This is a genomic window from Secundilactobacillus collinoides DSM 20515 = JCM 1123, assembly GCF_001435975.1.
Classification (GTDB): Bacteria; Bacillota; Bacilli; order Lactobacillales; family Lactobacillaceae; genus Secundilactobacillus; species Secundilactobacillus collinoides.
Genome location: NZ_AYYR01000116.1, coordinates 1 through 16,804, shown reverse-complemented (window position 1 = coordinate 16,804; position 16,804 = coordinate 1). Strand labels below are relative to the sequence as shown.

Sequence of the window (16,804 nt, the reverse complement as noted above, 5' to 3'; positions counted from 1 at the left end):
AAGCTAGCTCACGGCCTGGCTCCATGGTTGTTGCACTTGAGTTGACATTCCGGGGATAAAAAAGGTGCCCTAAAAGTCACTTATCATGACTTTAAAGGGCACCCATATGTGCTTTACCACCTTTTAGCTTCCTACCCGTTGCCGAATAGGACTTGTGATCTGCGTATTCACAGATCCATTTTGATATCGGAGTGTGACTCCGTTCACCGTTACTGTTGTTCACGCTGAATGCCTGGAGGTGATTTGTCAATTCTATTCCCGCTTGCACCAAACCGGGATCGCTGTGTGGCGAACTGACGTTGTCCTCGTAAACGCATTTGCTCTATCAAGTTGTCATTATCATAACACTTGAATGAGAAACGTCAAGAGAAATTCTCATTTTTATTTAATATTGAAAAAGCCTACTATAAAGTCCTAAAATAATTAGTTTACGCCTCATTATGAAATTATTAATTCATGAAAATAACGAACAATAGGTATTTTGATTATGAAATTATGCAGAAATATCGTTTCTATTATTAATTAAATGTTTATCAATACGATAAAATTGACAAGGGACTGTTTATAGATTAAAATTAATGTTAATAGTTAGTAAACTAACTATTATGAAAGGATGATGATTAACTTGATAGACATGAGAACCATTCATGACCTGCAACTCAATATGCTTGAAAAAATAGATGAGATTTGCAAACGATTCGGTTTAACTTATTTTATGATTGGCGGTTCGGCAATTGGTGCCGTGAGGGAACACGGATTTATTCCGTGGGATGATGACATTGACGTTGGCCTGACTCGTTCGGATTTTGACAAATTTATTCAGGACGCGCCCGCTTATCTTTCTGATGTGTCAATGGCATTGGAGGAAGATCGATTGGACTCAGCGTTCGAGTTTGATTTTGCGAAGCTCATGCGGACCGACACTTGGATCGAAGAACACGGTCGCGAAGATACACGAACGCGAAACGGCGTATTTATTGATATTTTTCCGTTTGATCGGCTGCCGATTGATTTGGACGCCCAGCAACAGCAGGCCATGCAGATCAAGGCGTTAAAGGATGAAATTACTGCGCGCGTCTACCCGAACCGGCCACGCCAGATTGCAACGATCAGCGGGTTGAAAAAACTATCGCTGACACAGTTGTACAAACGGCGTTACCAAGTGATGACAAGGTATAACGATGACGCACGTTTGCCATTGGCAAACATGTCCTCGCCTTACGCCTACGCCAAGGAAGTTATATTGCCAAACGAGATCAGCAGCTTTGAACAGAAAACGTTTGAAACGCTTCAAGTGCCGGTTATCAGCGGCTATGACACCTATTTAAAACGTTTGTATGGGGACTACATGACAGTGCCACCGGTTAATTTGCAAGTCTCACACCACATCACAGCAATGACCATGCTGTCATCGATTTCTGAAGATGAAGGCATTGGTGCTTAAGCATAACGCATGCTTACCACGGAGGAAAAAAGATGAAGGATCACCCGAATCCTGAGACTAGAATAGGCTAAATCAGTTTTAAAAAACTGATTTAGCCTATTTTTATTGTTTATATTAAATTGCCGGCTTATCACCGCGCCAGCTTATGCCAAGCGTGTGTGCAACGGTTACTGGCAGTGGTGTTTCTTTGGTAACGGGCTGCCAAGTGTCACCATCCTGGCTGGTACCGCGGTCGCTGACATAAATCTCACGACCGTTAAACGTGAGCTTAAAGGCTGTCTTGGCATGGTTGGTGAAGGTGATCGTCAGGCCACGTTTCACAGCGTTGACCAGTAGAACGCGCAGGGGAATGTTGGCAGCCATAAACCGGTTAGTGGCTGTGTTGGCAGCCTGCTTATTGCGAATAGCCAGGCCGGTAGCGAGTTGTTGCTGGCTGCTGAGTTGGCTCTGCGTGTAAAGCATGTAGGCTGGTGTTTTTTCCGGCCGGTGCAGGGCATAGCGGGCATCGTTAAACAGTGTTGCGGATAGGGGCAGCTGCAGGGCATGACTCATTTCTGCCATGGCGTTGATCAACATGTCGCCTTCATCGACGTAGGCGGAAACGGTGGTTGGCTTTTCAAGTGCCACCTCATCGTTGATTTTGAAGCCGGTTGCGACCCAGTCATCAGCCGGTTGTTCTTCGTCCAGCCACAATAGTGTCAGCATGAAGCACCGCAAAAAAGTGATTTGGGCACTATTAATGCCGTAGGGCGAGAAGGGGTTCAAATCGATATTGCGCACTTCAAGGTAGTCGACCCCGCTTGTGCGAAGGTCGTGAACTGCCTGACCGCCGCGTAGACGAACAGGTGCGTAAAATTCCTTGTCTTCGGATAAAATGCCGGCAGCTTCAAGTCGGTCTAAATCGGCTAAGTAATGGTCCATATCGGCATACGAAACGTGCACATCGGGGCCGTTCGTATAGCCGTAACTGCTATTACGCAGGCTGCGCACCGGTTCGGCTGGCCGGTTCTGATCGGTAAAGTAGCCGGACTCGCTGGTTGGCGAAACGCCCATCAGGTAAGTAATCAGCCACTGATAGCGCAGATAGTTGCGGGTTACTTTAAAGTAAAGTGCCGTTTTAAAGTCTGGTAGATCAGTAATATTAGTTTGCAGATCAAAGAGTTGTTTGACGAGTGCCGGGTCAAATTCAAAATTGAAGTGAATACCGCTGACCATTTGCTTGCGACGACCATAAACATCAGCCAAGTGTTTCCGGTATGCGACATCGTGTGCGTCTGTCAGTTTCGCCAGCGCAATATCGGTCTCGTTTTTTGGCAGTGCGGGCGGCATACTGATCGGCCAGATAACCTCATCTGGGGCCATGGCCGTTTGTGCTGAAGTATGTAATAGTTCCAGCCAGCCAATCAAATCGGTGGTGCGGGTGCAGACCGGTGTGATCAATTCGAGCTGGGTCTCTGCAAAATCGGTTTGAATGTACGGATGATAACTGCGGTTGCCCAATCGTTGCGGGTGATCCGTTGCCGCCAGCTGACCCTTGATCGTTGCCCGCTGGCCCTCACGTTCAATGCCCATTTTACACTGGGCAAAACTGCCGGCCACGTTTGCCTGGCGCAGCATCTCTTGCATGTTCATGACATAAATCCCCCTAAGTATCTTAGTCCCAAATAACGTCTCATGTCGGGGCAAAGTTTTTGAGTGTTTATAAACAGGTGTTCAAAAATTGAATTTCAAGTATTCATGATTTTAGCGCGAAATTCAGTGGGTGACAAGTGTAATCCCTCATATAAGCTTATCTTTTTGGACGATTTAATTTTATAAAAACTTTTAATCAGTTAACCCACCAATAGAGACATTATATATCAATTTTTGCATCCTCGAAAGTCGTCAACCGTAAAGGTGAACATGATAGTTAATGAGGTGAATGATTACAACCGTTTTGAAACATATGTTCAAAAATCAGATAATATGTGGGGATAATGGCGACTGAGAAACAGTGTGAAACCGTTATAATAGCGTTGGAGGAGTCACTGAAGCTGGTGATTTATTTTGTTAGTCATTTTTGGAGCAAGCGAGAAATACGGGGGAATCATCATGATAAAAAGATCAGCGTATCAAAAACTATTGCGTGACGAAGGAACAACCACCTATCGGCCAAGGCTGTATAAGTCTGGTAAGATTTGGTTGGTTGCCGGTGTCACTACAATTTCATTGGGTCTTGCGGGCGTGACGGGGGTCACGACAGTTAAGGCTGATACGACGTCAGCTACCGACACAACGGTTGTCACTAATTCGGCCACATCAACGACGGGTGCTACTGCCACGATTGCCAGTAGCACGACAACGGCTGAAAGCGCTAGTCAGAGCAGCGATAGTGCGACTAGTGAAAAGGCGGCGTCAAGTTCAACCGGAACTACAGCTGCTGATTCAAGCAGTGAATCCAGCACAGCCAAGACAGCGGCCAATGGTTCAACAACTGCTGCCACAAGTACAGAGGACGTGACTGAGAAATCCGGCGAGTCTTCAACCGAAAGTTCGAGTGATTCAGCAACTCAGGCAGATAAATTGGCTACAAATGGGACAGCTGCGGCAACTGACAACACCACCAATAAGCAAGCCCAGTCCGAAACACCAACGACTACCACTAATGGTGGGACAGCATCTGACACCTCCAAAACAGCATCGAGCAACAACGTCGTAAATTTAGGTGCTGTAGATGATGAGACGATTGCTGAAGAAAAGGCCACCGCAGCTGCTGAATATGCGGCTACTGGGGTGCCCCAGACTCTGACGGCAGTGGCAGCGACTGCGGAAGATAATACAGCAACAAGTGATTCAACCTATGTGGCTGAATTGATAAAAGATACAACGACTGCAATTCCTGCACAAGAAGCCGGAATTATCACCTATTACTATTACAATGCGATAACAGACCAAATATTTGCAACGGGATCAGAAACTTATGCCTACGGTAACATAGGTCAAAATGTTAACGTTGCAAATCATGCAATAAACCTTCAGGGATACCAACTTGTAAGTGATATCTCAACGTTGGCAGCAGAAAAGAATGCAGCAGGTGCTTACTATGTTGATTTATATTACCTGCCACTTTCGGATGTTGTCGTTCAGCTTGTTGATGATACAAATAATACAGTAATGTATTCATTCACATTGTCAGGCAGTGTCATGAATGCAGCCCAAGGAAATGATCCTGCAAACGGATATGATACGACCATGGTTGAATCATTAAACATCCAGGGGTATAAACTGGTTTCGATTCCAGCGAACGCCACTGGAACTTTTGGACAAACACAGAGCGCGGAGGATAGCAATCCAATCATTGTGACATATGGTTATGAACCAACAACAAATAGTAGTGATGAAACTTACACGTCAGTATCAGATCCTTCTACTGCAACAACACTGGGATATGCTGCCACATACTACACAGATCAGGCATATGATTTAATTGCAGCAGGTATCGAGACAAACATCGATGCTAAAGTAGCACAAGGCTATACATTGCTTGCGACTCAAGGTGATTTTATCGGTATAATGAGCGCAAATGGTGAAAAAATTCGGGTTTACCTTGCCGCTAATGAGGACGTGACCGTGAATTATGTTGTTGACAATCATGACGGTACTACCACCAATTTAGACACGGTTGATCTAACGAATGCTGATTCGTCTACTGGTCAAAAGTATCCTTATGGGTCTTATGATACAGGAACTGTTGCAGCTGATGAAATTGCGAGTGGTAAGCTGGTGTTAACAGGTTATCACCTTGAGAAAGTTGTTGGTAATACTACCGGCACATACAGCCCATTTGGTCAAACAGTCACGTACTATTACACAAAAGGCACACCGGCAATGACCACTTCAATTGTCTCAAAGACGGTCAACTACGTGGATTCAGCTGGTAACACACTGTCACCAAGTACGCTTGAAATGGTCGGCTTCACAGAAACCACTGATCCTGTGACGGGTGATGTGACGATCACACCTACGGAACGGACCTTGGATGGAGTGACGTTGCCAACGATTGCGGGCTACCATGTTGTTCTCAGCGCGGATGCGACGGCTGCCCAAAGTGATCAAACAGTGACGAACACGTCTGCTAACCTGACTTACAATGTGGTCTACGAAAAGGATGCTGTTGTAATGCCGCCTAACAACGGTGGTGAATCTGGTTCTGCCACTGATTCTACAGATAGGACTGGCGACGACACCGGCACAGATACGGGTAACGATACCGGTACCACTGGCACCGATGGCAGCACCACGAACAATTCTGGCGATGTGACGACCAGCACGCAAAAAGTTGTTGGTAATAACGGCAGCGGATCATCCTCAAACGGTGGCAATGGCACATCGACTGGCACAGCTGGTAACACGACTAACGGGAATCGCGAATCTGGTATCGCGGGCGGTGACGCAATCGTTCAAGCAACTGCAAACAGTGTTGTGACGACCGCTGATGCAAATAGTGCAGCAGATAATAACTCACGAATGGGACGGTATGACAAACTGCCGCAAACTTCTGAAACTCAAGAGCACGTTGGTGCGCTTGGCTTGCTTGCTCTGGTAACGACCATGGCTGGCTGGCTTGGGTTTGAGAAACGGAAACACGAGTAAATTAATCATAAGATGTGCATTAGAAAACGGTTCAGTGGGGTAATGGCGCTGAACCGTTTTTTATGTATCTGCCAACTGTATAAACCGATTGTTCTATGCAGTTTGGCCAGAATCGTTTCGACTGAATGGAATATTATACAATTACCGTCAAACTGTCTTTCATCTTAAACTGCATAAAGTCAACAATATACCCAGCACGTTAATATTGGAAATACATGAGAAACTAAATTATTTTTCATAAATATTGAATAGTTATGCAGTAAAGGGTACATTTAAATAGGAATATTATGCACTTATTTTAGATTGAGGTTGAGGTAACGTTATGGGAAAGAAAAAGATTACACTGGTTGGGCTGATCCTAATGGTGTTTACGACGATCTACGGGTTTGCGAATACCACGGTCGCCTATGACCAGATGGGGTACGCCAGCATTATTTGGTACGTGCTGGCCGCATTATTCTTCATGCTGCCAAGTTCACTGATGTTTGCGGAGTACGGTTCTGCGTTTAAGGATGCTCACGGGGGGATTTACTCGTGGTTGGCTGAGTCGATCGGCGAACGACTGGCATTCATTGGAACGTTCATCTGGCTGTCATCGTGGATCATTTGGATGGTGTCAACGGCGTCCAAGGTGTGGGTGCCATTTTCAACGATATTTGCCGGCCATGATGCCACGCCGACCTGGTCTGTGATGGGGTTGTCTTCTACCCAGGTGATCGGGGTACTTGGCATTCTCTGGATCATCTTTATTACCTGGTCTGCCAGTCGCGGAATGGATATGATTGCCAAATTGTCGTCAGTTGGTGGCATCTTTGTCAGCCTGCTGACAATCATCTTCGTCATTGCCAGTTTGATTGTCTGGTTCGCAAACGGCGGCCAGCTTGCACAACCGATCCACGGTATCAGCAGTTTCATTCATTCACCTAACCCTGAATTCCAGTCACCGATAGCCTTCATTTCGTTTGTCGTTTACGCAATTTTCGCCTACGCGGGTGCTGAATCACTAGGAGGGGTGACCGATAGCCTTGACAAGCCGGAGAAGACCTTCCCAAAGGGACTGATTTTCTCAACGGTCGCCATTACAATTGCCTACTCGGTATCCATCTTCCTGTGGGGCGTCAGCACGAACTGGCACCAAGTTTTGTCAGGTGACCAGGTCAATTTAGGAAACATCACCTACGTACTGATGAACAATCTCGGGGTGTCACTCGCAAACAGCCTGAATTTGTCGGCCAGCACGGCTAATTTGATTGGAGCCTTGTTCGCGCGATTTGCTGGGCTGGGCATGTTCATCGCCTATCTCGGGTCGTTCTCGGTGCTGATATACTCACCATTGAAGTCGTTTATCATGGGGTCCAACCCAAAGTTCTGGCCAAAGAAAATGACCAAGTTAAACGGCAAGGAGATGCCGAGCTACGCGATGTGGACCCAGGCGGCTATCGTCTGTGTCCTGATCTTTCTGATTGCCTTCGGGGGTTCGACCGCGCAACAGTTCTACATGATCTTAACCGATATGTCGAACGTTTCAACATCGTTTCCATACCTGTTCCTGATTGGTGCTTTCCCGTTCTTTAAGAAGCGGACAGATTTGGAATACAGTTTCCATGTTTACAACAACAAGACACTGACGAACATCATCGTGGCAATCGTATTGATTGTGTTGGTCGGCGGCATCGGCTTTACCTGTGCCTATCCGATTATTACCCACGATTACGTCACCGCTTTCTGGACGATTATCGGGCCGGTCTTCTTCGGCGCAATTGCCTGGGCATTCTTGAGCTATCAAACGCACAAGCAGGCTAATGATTAATTGAATTAGAACAGTGAAGGAATTACTGGCTAGCGCTGGTAATTCCTTTTTGTTTCGAATCATCTGCAGATACAGCGGCATTCATTATGTGGCGTTTTCAACCCAAAAGTAGTTAACTACAGCTGCAAACGCTTGTTGACCCTATGATGAGTGGCAATCAGTTTAGAGGTCAATCAACTGTGATGCTTATAAAAAAAGCACAGTGAGATCACCCAGTCATTTTGCCCATAAAAATACCGCTAACCACCAAGCGTTCATTCGGGGGTGAATAAACGGCTGGCACTACTTGGTTAGCGGTGCAAAGGTGCTATGTGATAATTTGTGAAACAAGAGGCACAGACCTTCGACGATGAGACAGTTTAAGGCAAAGGTTTTCGAAGTGTCGAAGGTATGTACGAAGCGCCCGACAACGGGTGCTCCAACAAGTGTGAGACAGATAGGACCAGGCTATAATTCCAGGAAAATCCCAGCTTGGTCCAGATCATTGAAGAACGTGTTGACCGTGTCTGACCGGTTCCAGTCTCGCTGAAATTCGCAGGCAAGCTGCGCGTAAGAAACAGGGGTGGCGCCTGCCTGTTCAACCCGGCGCAGAGCTGCCTCATGCGCCACAGTACTGGTACCGCCGACTGCGTCAACGACAGGAAAGACTTTGTAGCCTTCTGCTAGGGCATCGATTGTCGGGAAGGTGAGGCAAGCTTCGGTCCATAACGCCGCGATGATCAGATTTGGTCGGTTAACGCTCTTGACCGCTGCCTGAAATTCCTTATCTTCCCAGGCATTGATAGTTGTTCGGTCATACGACGGAATATCGCCCACAATGCGCTTTAACTGTGGAATGGTATCTTTGTTCCGACCGGTGGCAACGTTGACGGTAGACAGAATTATGGGGACCTCAAAGTCCTTCATGAGCTTAGTGACTGCCGAGATGCGTTGAACCAATTCAAAGTGGGGCATTGAATTGATCGAGTTAATCTGGGTTGGTTGGTAGTCGATAATTAAAAAGGCGCTCGTTTCTGGCGTTAATAGATTGTCAGATTGCGGATCACGTCGTTCGAAGCTTGTCATTAATAATCAGTCCTTTCGAAGTTCTGGCAACAGTATAATCGACTCGCCAAAAATTTGAAAGGATTTCGATTTAAATACGGTGGAATAATGTCCAATATACATCTATAGTTGGTATTATATGGCTAAAAAAAGTGGTTTTTATCCCAACAAATAAATGCATAAACGTTCATAAACAGTTGTTCAATAGAATATTTATACAACAAAAAACTATCAGACAGTCGTCTGATAGTTTTTACAAAGACAGTATTTAATTGCGGTTTTTAGTGAACAACGGCGTTTAAAATTAATACGCAACAGAGACCGACAACGGACAATACCGTTTCCAATACGGTCCAGATCTTCAGAGTCTGCTTAACACTCAGGTCAAAGTATTCTTGGAACATCCAGAACCCGGCATCATTCACGTGAGATGCGGCAACGGAACCAGCCCCAATGGCCAGCACCATCATGGCAGGGTCGGCGTGGGATGCCAGCATGAGGGGCGTGACCAGCCCAGCAGCTGGCATACTTGCCACGGCTGCAGAACCCAGGGCAATCCGTAAGATAACGGCAATGACCCAACCAAGAATCAGTGGTGAAATGTTGACGTGGGCAACCATGTGTTGGATAGCTGTCCCAACACCACCATCAATCAAGACCTGCTTGAAGGCAGCGCCCCCACAGATGATCATCAGCAGCATCACGATGGACTTCAAGGAATCACCAACAATTTTGTTGATGTCGGCCATGCTGCGATGTTGATGCAAGCCCATTGACCAAATTGCAAATAATAGGGAAATCAACATTGCGACTTCAGGACTGCCAATCAGGGCCATATAGGCTTTAAGCCCGTGACCGCCAGTAATGGATGTTGTGTTCGTCGCAATTTCAAATATTGACGTTGCCGCCATAAAGATTGCTGGAAACAATGATGTTAACAGTGAGATACCGAATCCAGGTGTCTCATCCAAGTCGAATTGTTTAAGTTTACCAAAGGCTGGCAGGGATTTTTTAATCGTAAACGCTTCTGGTGCGTATCGTTTAGCGAGCTTTTGGAACAGCGGGCCGGCAACGATAACCGTTGGGATGGCCACGATGATCCCATAAACAAGCACTTGACCAACGTTAGCGTTCAAGGCACCGGCAACAGCAGTTGGTGCTGGTTGCGGTGGCAGGAACGCCTGAGTCGTCGACAGTGCGGCAACCATTGGCAGACCAAGGTATAAGAATGGTACTTCGGCTTCAAGGGCGATGGCGAAGACAAGCGGTGTCAAAAGCACCAGCCCGACTTCGAAGAACATCGACATCCCAAGGATGAAAGAAGCAACCACAACAGCAAGCTGCAGCCGTTTCTTACCGAAGACCCGAATCAATGTTTGTGCAATTCGGTAAGACCCGCCTGATTCAGAAACCAAACGGCCGATAATTGCACCAAACCCAAAGACGATGGACAGCTCACCCATTGAACTACCGATCCCGGTAGTAATCGTGTCCGCAACTTTTGCGGGGCTCATGCCTAAGCCCAGCGCAACGAGGACAGCGGTTAAAATCAATGAAATGAAGGTGTTCATCTTAACGCGAATAATCAGGAATAGCAGTAACGCGATCCCTAGAATTAATACAACAAATTGCAAGAAGTCTCCTCATTTCTCTTTCTCTCTCGATGACATACAAATTCTCTCTATGTGATGCTAAAAAAAGAACAACACAAGAATTGTAATGAAATATGACAAACTATTCAAGCAAATTTGTAAATAATTTTCAAAAAAGATGAATTAATTTAGAAAAATTTTCATGAAACCGTTTCCGATAAGAATGATTATTATTGTAGCGCTTACAATACTTTCTGAAAGCGAATTAATTTTTAAAAATGTTTGTGATTATCAAGCTTGTTTTCCTGAAAATTTCGTGGATATGGCGTAATAATATGAAAAAATGCATGAAAGATAGGCGGTGTTTCTTCTATAGTATAGTTAATCGGTAATGCAACCATAATGTCAATAATGCCCATTTGACGGTGGTCATTTTTGGGAAGGATAACGAGTTGTAACTGGCCAGAATATAATAGATGTGCACAAATCCATTTCACAAGGATTAATTATCACTTAAAATGAAATTATTTCGTAAGCGTTTCCCATGCCTTAACCAATGGAGTTTGATACAATTGTAGTGTTGATGTTCAACACAAGAATGTAATTAATTGGAGGTTTTTTTATGGCAGACACAAAGACAAAAGCACAGTTAAATCAATATATTGCAGATCTGAGCCAATTACAGGTCAATCTGCAACAGACACATTGGTATATGCGTGGCCCGCAGTTCTTCAAGTTGCACCCATTAATGGATGACTACGCAGAAGAGTTAGCAGATCAATTAGACGAAATCGCTGAACGATTGATTTCAATCTGTGGTGATCCAATCGCAACGACCCACGAATTTATTGCAACAACCAAGCTACCGGATGAACCAATTAAGTGGAACCAATTTACCCAGCCGGAATTACTCCAGCGTCTGGTTAATCAATACAAATATCTCAGTGCTGAATATGAAAAGGGCATTGAATTAACTGATACTGATGAAGAAAAAGACTTTGTGACCCAGGATATCCTGATTGCGTTTAAGACCGCAATCGACAAGGACATTTGGATGATTTCTGCTTATTTGGGAAAGGGTCCAAAAGAAGATTAGCGTGCAGAGATAAGCGGTTAAGTGCAGGACACCAGTCCCTTTTGGCATCAATTCCAACATCTGGAAATTTTGCCGAAAGTAATGACTGCATTCGTCCTTGGCTTTTGCAGCACGGTTTAATCTCGAAGACCTGAACGTTCTGTGTTAATCGGGTCTTTCATGTAATAATCAGCAGAAAACAGGGTGTGGAATCAATCCGCACTGTGCGATTTAGTAACACCCAGAAAGCACATACGACTAGTCTTAAATCTGCATCAAAAAAACGTTGTTGCCACCCCGGCAACAACGTTTTTTTATTTCAAACCTTTCGTCAAACTATCCGAATATACAATTTGCTGAACGTGCTTTGCAATTTTTGCGATCCGTGGGAACCCAGACAAACCAGTTTGCTCGTGCCCATGAGTCATCACAACGAGAATGTATTGCTCGCCGTTTGGCAGGGTCACAATACCGGCATCGTTGTTTTCGTCATCGTAGAAACCAACCTTATCTGTGACGGTCGTTCCAGCTTTTGCTTCCTTCGCGCCAGTTGGAATTCCCTTCCGATAGATTTGCTTGCCCATCAATGACAGTAGCCATTTTCGCTCTGATTTGTTCTGATAGGGTCCTGAACCGTCGTGCAGATCCTTCAAAGCGCTTGTGAGACTGAGTGCAGTGGTCTGCGCTGGTCGACTCTCAAGAAAGACTGGACTGTACCAACCCTGCTTTTTCAGGTAAGCATCTACATTACTCATTCCCCAAGTTTCCAAATGATCATCAGCGAAATCGTTTAAACTATCGACAATCATTTGCTCAAAACTTGATTTCGAAGTGTCGTTAAACGTAAACGCGTTTTCGTGAATCATGTGGAAGGTATAGGCAGCAATGTACAGTTTATACGTGCTGGCAGCAATTTCTGCGGTATGCCCTCGAGACGAGGCTGCAAATTCGCCACGTTTGTAAAACTTGTTGAGTACTTTAGACTTAGCTGCTGTACTACCGGATTTTGCACCCAGGTCGTAGAAACTAACGGTTGCCGTCCCATCGGCAGTGACCTTCTTCAGGTACGCGTTGAGTTCCTTTTGAACCTTATTTTGCCGAGTCTGAATGACCTGTGCGGTATCAGGCTGGGCGCTCGGGTGATTCGATTCCGATTGGTGTGCGATGATTGCGTGGTGAACAAAAAAAACAATTCCAAAAATGAGTGCAATAGCAACGTAGAAGCGTGGTTTTGGTCGGCGAAAATTAATCGATTGACCATGCTTTGGTGTATGCATCAGCGAGACCTTCTTGCTATATAGTAGGTTATGCGTACATTATAGACGCTTTTGATGGTGTTTGGGTAGCAGAATTATAATACTGTTTGATGACATTATGATAAACCTTATAACAGGGAATGCTTTTATTTGATTGGCACACTTAAATGTAATCAATTGTTTCACAAAAATAATAAACAAGTGTGGTCAAAATCAAGCGGCAAACCCACACTTACCTAAATGTATATTATACACTATGGGAATTAGCGGGATTTTTTAATAACCTTGTAAAATGCCTGTAATATAGCATTTTAAAGATTATTTTTAATCTTTTTTTGCAACTGATGTTCAATAATAGACACGAATATACATAAATATGTGATAATTTATTAATTTTAAGACCTAATCGATGCTAGACAAAAATGCAGTTATTGTGGTTCATCTTTTGATTTGTTCCACAATTTTTTTAATTCAAAACTAAATATTCAATAATAAAATTCTTAAACCGTCTTCAAACATTATTTAGATTTTGTTACTGTAAGCTTGTTGAAAGCGATTGCGCTTTGGGGTCGTCAATCAACGTGGCGAAGTAGTAGGGGTATTACTTCGCCACTAGGAGGAATAGACACGTTTTATTTTGAGGGAGGAAATAAACATGGGAAAAGGGTCAAAAAATTTGTCGAAGAATAATCGGCAGTTAGCGACAATCAACGATAATGAGAAGCTACACTACCGGATGTACAAGAGCGGTAAAACCTGGTTGTTTGCGGGTATCGCAACATTTTCATTAGGACTCGTTTTCTTGGGGGCACCTAATGTCCATGCGGATACCACAAGCGAGACTACGCAGACCACGGCAACGACGTCATCGACAAGTACAACAGATACAACCACTGCGACTGAGACGCCAGCAGCTGAAGCAACCACTGGCTCAACTACTGGCGGACAAACATCCTCAACGTCAACTTCTGAAGATACGGATGGGGTAACAGCAGCGGATGATGCGACTGCAACAAAGACAGCAGCCGAGCAAAGTTCGACCGCTGAAAATGCTGCAACAACGCAGGAGAGTGCTGAAGCAACGACACAAACGGGTGCAACGACAACGAAAAATGTCACTGCAACCACTAGTGATGACAAAACGTTGGTTAACCCAACACAGGATGAAATTCAACAGGCGAAAGAGCAAGCAATTGCTGATGGGACAAACGAAGTTAGCGCTGTTGCTGCGGATTCAACCGTTGCAACAGATCAGGGGGAAGTTGATAAATCGTCTACTACCATTAGTGCAGATGAAACGGTTGCTAAGGATCCGGCATTAGACAACGGCGATACTAGTGGTAATCAAACTGTTGATAGTGGGACAACGACAGATCCAGATACTAGTGATGCTGTTGTTAAGAATTCGTTTGGTCCTTCAGCCGGAACTGCAGATAACAGTGCAACCGCTGGATTAGGCGAAGTTGATGACAACGATCAACTGCCTGCAGTCACACAAGCTAATGCGGACACCGACCGTGAAGCGGGCGAATATGGCAGCATACCAGTGACTGCGACTTCTAATGATGACTTAGATGAAAACATCATTGTTGATAAACAGTCAACTTCGACCACTGCCGAAGATGCCATCAATGACCAAGGTGCAATTAGTTCGGATAGCACGGATCTGCAACAGCGTGGCACTATTATTTATGCAAACGGTCAAAACAAGTTGATTTCGATCTCGTCGGGAGGCAGCAATGAACATGGTTCAGTCATCAGTCTGCCATCAAACATTTCTGACACAGCTACTGTCGGAACTTTCAAGGTGATTACGAAAAATCCAGTTGGTTTGACCATTCAAGATGTCGATACGCAAGAAGAATTCCAGATCACCGATCCGGATATTGCAGCAAAATACGCTCTAGGTGATGAAATCACGGGTATGGCCGTTGTAGATACTAATTTCAACGGCTCGGGTATGGAATTGGTCACCACCCCAGTTACCACTGTCATTGATGGCATTAGTGACTTGTTTGAGGGCGCTGGCGCAACGGCTTTAGAAGCCCTTAAAACGGCAGTTAGTGCCGCAGCATTGGTGCCTTTCGCACCGACAGATGCAATCAACGCCTACTCGCAAGGCATCGATGAAGAAATTGCTGAAATTGAATCAATGATTGATTCAGGACAAAACCTCATGCAGAACGGTATTACGCAGACCACTCTTGAGGAGGCAACAAAAAATGCTGACGGCTCGTACAGTGTCATGAGTAGTGATGGTGTTGCAACTGCAATCGGCGACATGGTCAACTCATATATTCAAGGATGGACGACGGGCATTTCAGATGGTATTTTGGTGGCAATCGGCGCTAAAGATAATGCCGATGGTACTAATGCATTGGACAATCTAGGCATTGCTGGTGCAGCCATTAAAACAGCTGCTAACATTTTCGCATCTACAATTACTAACGCGATTAATTCATTGAGTAGTGCGGCAACAACTAACATCAGTGATGCAATCACCAAGGCCATTGATGGCGGTGTTGGTGTGTCTCAAACTGTGGCCTTACCAATTGAGTACACCGACCCTGATTTGTCGACCAACACACCAGGGGCATTCACTGGTGAAACCATTAAAACGGCGACGAAACTGTACAATACCACAACAGCTTCTAACACTACGATTGTTTATCAAAACGTGGACAAAACACAATTGAACGCTGCAATTGAAGCGGCATCACCGAGTGATAGCGCTTTAGCGGCAGCGAAGGCAGTTGCAGCTAACGTGAACGCTTCTCAAAAAGATGTCGACGATGCTTACCTGGCACTTGATCCACAAGGTAGTTTGAACGTTACTATCAGTGGTGAAACTCAGGTTGTCGGCCACGTTGCTGCTACGCCAATCGTCGGGACTACGGGTCAAACTGCGCAAGAAGCATTAGATGCAAATAACGACAAAGCGTTTACCACAGATGTTGATGGATTAACTGTTTCACTGACATCAGCTGATTTTGATTATTCAGATGCCGAGACAGATGAAAATGGAAATAGTGTTACGACCTATGCGCTTAATGAGAGTGGTCAAGACAAGGTAAAAGCCGCGGTGGCAGATTTAGGCAGTGATTACAGTGTGACCAATCTAGATAAAGTATCCAGCACGATTACCATTCCTGAAGCTGATACACCAGAAATTACCGATCCGGAAATCACAGGCAACCCAACTGACGGGTATGACTTCACTGGGAAAACTGATCCGAATACACCGGTGACGCTAACTGATCCGGATGGCAATGATTTAGGGACTGGTACTTCAGACGCCAATGGCGACTTCACGATTCCAATTACCGGTGATGTTACCCCGGGCGAAACAGTTACCGCAACGCCAGAAAACGGGACACCGGCTACAGCCACTGTACCTGAGGATACAACCACGCCAACGGATACAGACACCCCAGAGATCACTGACCCAGAAGTCACGGGCAATTCAACTGATGGGTATGACTTTACTGGGAAAACTGATCCGAATACGCCAGTTACCATTACTGACAACAATGGTGACCCAATCGCCACTGGAACTTCAGATGACAAGGGTAACATCGACATTACCATTGACCCTGGAACAGTAGACCCTGGTGAGACAGTTACCGCAACCCCAGAAAACGGGACACCGGCTACAGCCACTGTACCTGAGGACACAACCACGCCAACAGATACGGACACCCCAGAGATCACTGACCCAGAAGTCACAGGCAATTCAACTGATGGTTACCACTTTACCGGAACCACTGATCCGAATACGCCAGTTACCATTACTGACAACAATGGTGACCCAATCGCCACTGGAACTTCAGATGACAAGGGTAACATCGACATTACCATTGACCCTGGAACAGTAGACCCTGGTGACACAGTTACCGCAACCCCAGAAAACGGCGACCCAGTCGATGCAACGATTCCATCAGACCCAACTAT

Annotated in this window: 9 protein-coding genes; 5 read left to right on the top strand and 4 right to left on the bottom strand. The window is 45.3% G+C overall.

What is annotated here, in order from left to right; genetic code table 11:
- Positions 1–634: 634 nt before the first annotated feature.
- On the top strand, positions 635–1,444 hold the full coding sequence (locus FC82_RS14650; protein ID WP_161939773.1) for a LicD family protein: 810 nt from the start codon (positions 635–637) through the stop codon (positions 1,442–1,444).
- 114 nt (positions 1,445–1,558) lie between these two features.
- On the opposite strand, the gene gshAB is transcribed toward FC82_RS14650, so the two are convergent.
- Positions 1,559–3,076: a bifunctional glutamate--cysteine ligase GshA/glutathione synthetase GshB gene (gshAB, locus tag FC82_RS14645; RefSeq protein ID WP_056997373.1), complete on the bottom strand. Its 1,518-nt coding sequence runs from the start codon at positions 3,074–3,076 to the stop codon at positions 1,559–1,561.
- A 459-nt stretch (positions 3,077–3,535) separates the two neighbouring features.
- Here gshAB and FC82_RS14640 point away from each other — a divergent pair, with 459 nt between their 5' ends.
- Positions 3,536–6,076 (top strand): KxYKxGKxW signal peptide domain-containing protein, encoded by a 2,541-nt coding sequence (locus tag FC82_RS14640; RefSeq protein WP_054760587.1) that lies wholly within the window; start codon positions 3,536–3,538, stop codon positions 6,074–6,076.
- Between the two features lie 322 nt (positions 6,077–6,398).
- Positions 6,399–7,886 (top strand): glutamate/gamma-aminobutyrate family transporter YjeM, encoded by a 1,488-nt coding sequence (gene yjeM / locus FC82_RS14635; RefSeq protein WP_056997372.1) that lies wholly within the window; start codon positions 6,399–6,401, stop codon positions 7,884–7,886.
- Between the two features lie 447 nt (positions 7,887–8,333).
- Here yjeM and FC82_RS14630 read toward each other — a convergent pair whose 3' ends face one another.
- Positions 8,334–8,951 carry an isochorismatase family protein gene (locus FC82_RS14630; RefSeq protein WP_054760589.1) on the bottom strand — a complete coding sequence of 206 codons (618 nt, stop codon included), beginning with the start codon at positions 8,949–8,951 and terminating at the stop codon, positions 8,334–8,336.
- 260 nt (positions 8,952–9,211) lie between these two features.
- The gene (locus FC82_RS14625; protein WP_056997371.1) at positions 9,212–10,564 is read right to left on the bottom strand and encodes a gluconate:H+ symporter; all 1,353 of its coding nucleotides are present in this window, start codon (positions 10,562–10,564) and stop codon (positions 9,212–9,214) included.
- A gap of 580 nt (positions 10,565–11,144) precedes the next feature.
- On the opposite strand from FC82_RS14625, the gene FC82_RS14620 reads away from it, so the two are divergent.
- Positions 11,145–11,618, top strand: coding sequence for a Dps family protein (locus tag FC82_RS14620; RefSeq protein ID WP_054760590.1), 474 nt, complete (start codon positions 11,145–11,147; stop codon positions 11,616–11,618).
- A 293-nt stretch (positions 11,619–11,911) separates the two neighbouring features.
- Here FC82_RS14620 and FC82_RS14615 read toward each other — a convergent pair whose 3' ends face one another.
- Positions 11,912–12,874 carry a serine hydrolase gene (locus FC82_RS14615; protein ID WP_054760592.1) on the bottom strand — a complete coding sequence of 321 codons (963 nt, stop codon included), beginning with the start codon at positions 12,872–12,874 and terminating at the stop codon, positions 11,912–11,914.
- A 634-nt stretch (positions 12,875–13,508) separates the two neighbouring features.
- Between FC82_RS14615 and FC82_RS14610 the strand changes: the two genes are divergently transcribed.
- Positions 13,509–16,804 (top strand): Ig-like domain-containing protein (locus FC82_RS14610; RefSeq protein ID WP_056997370.1); only part of this gene is annotated, 3,296 nt, incomplete at its 3' end.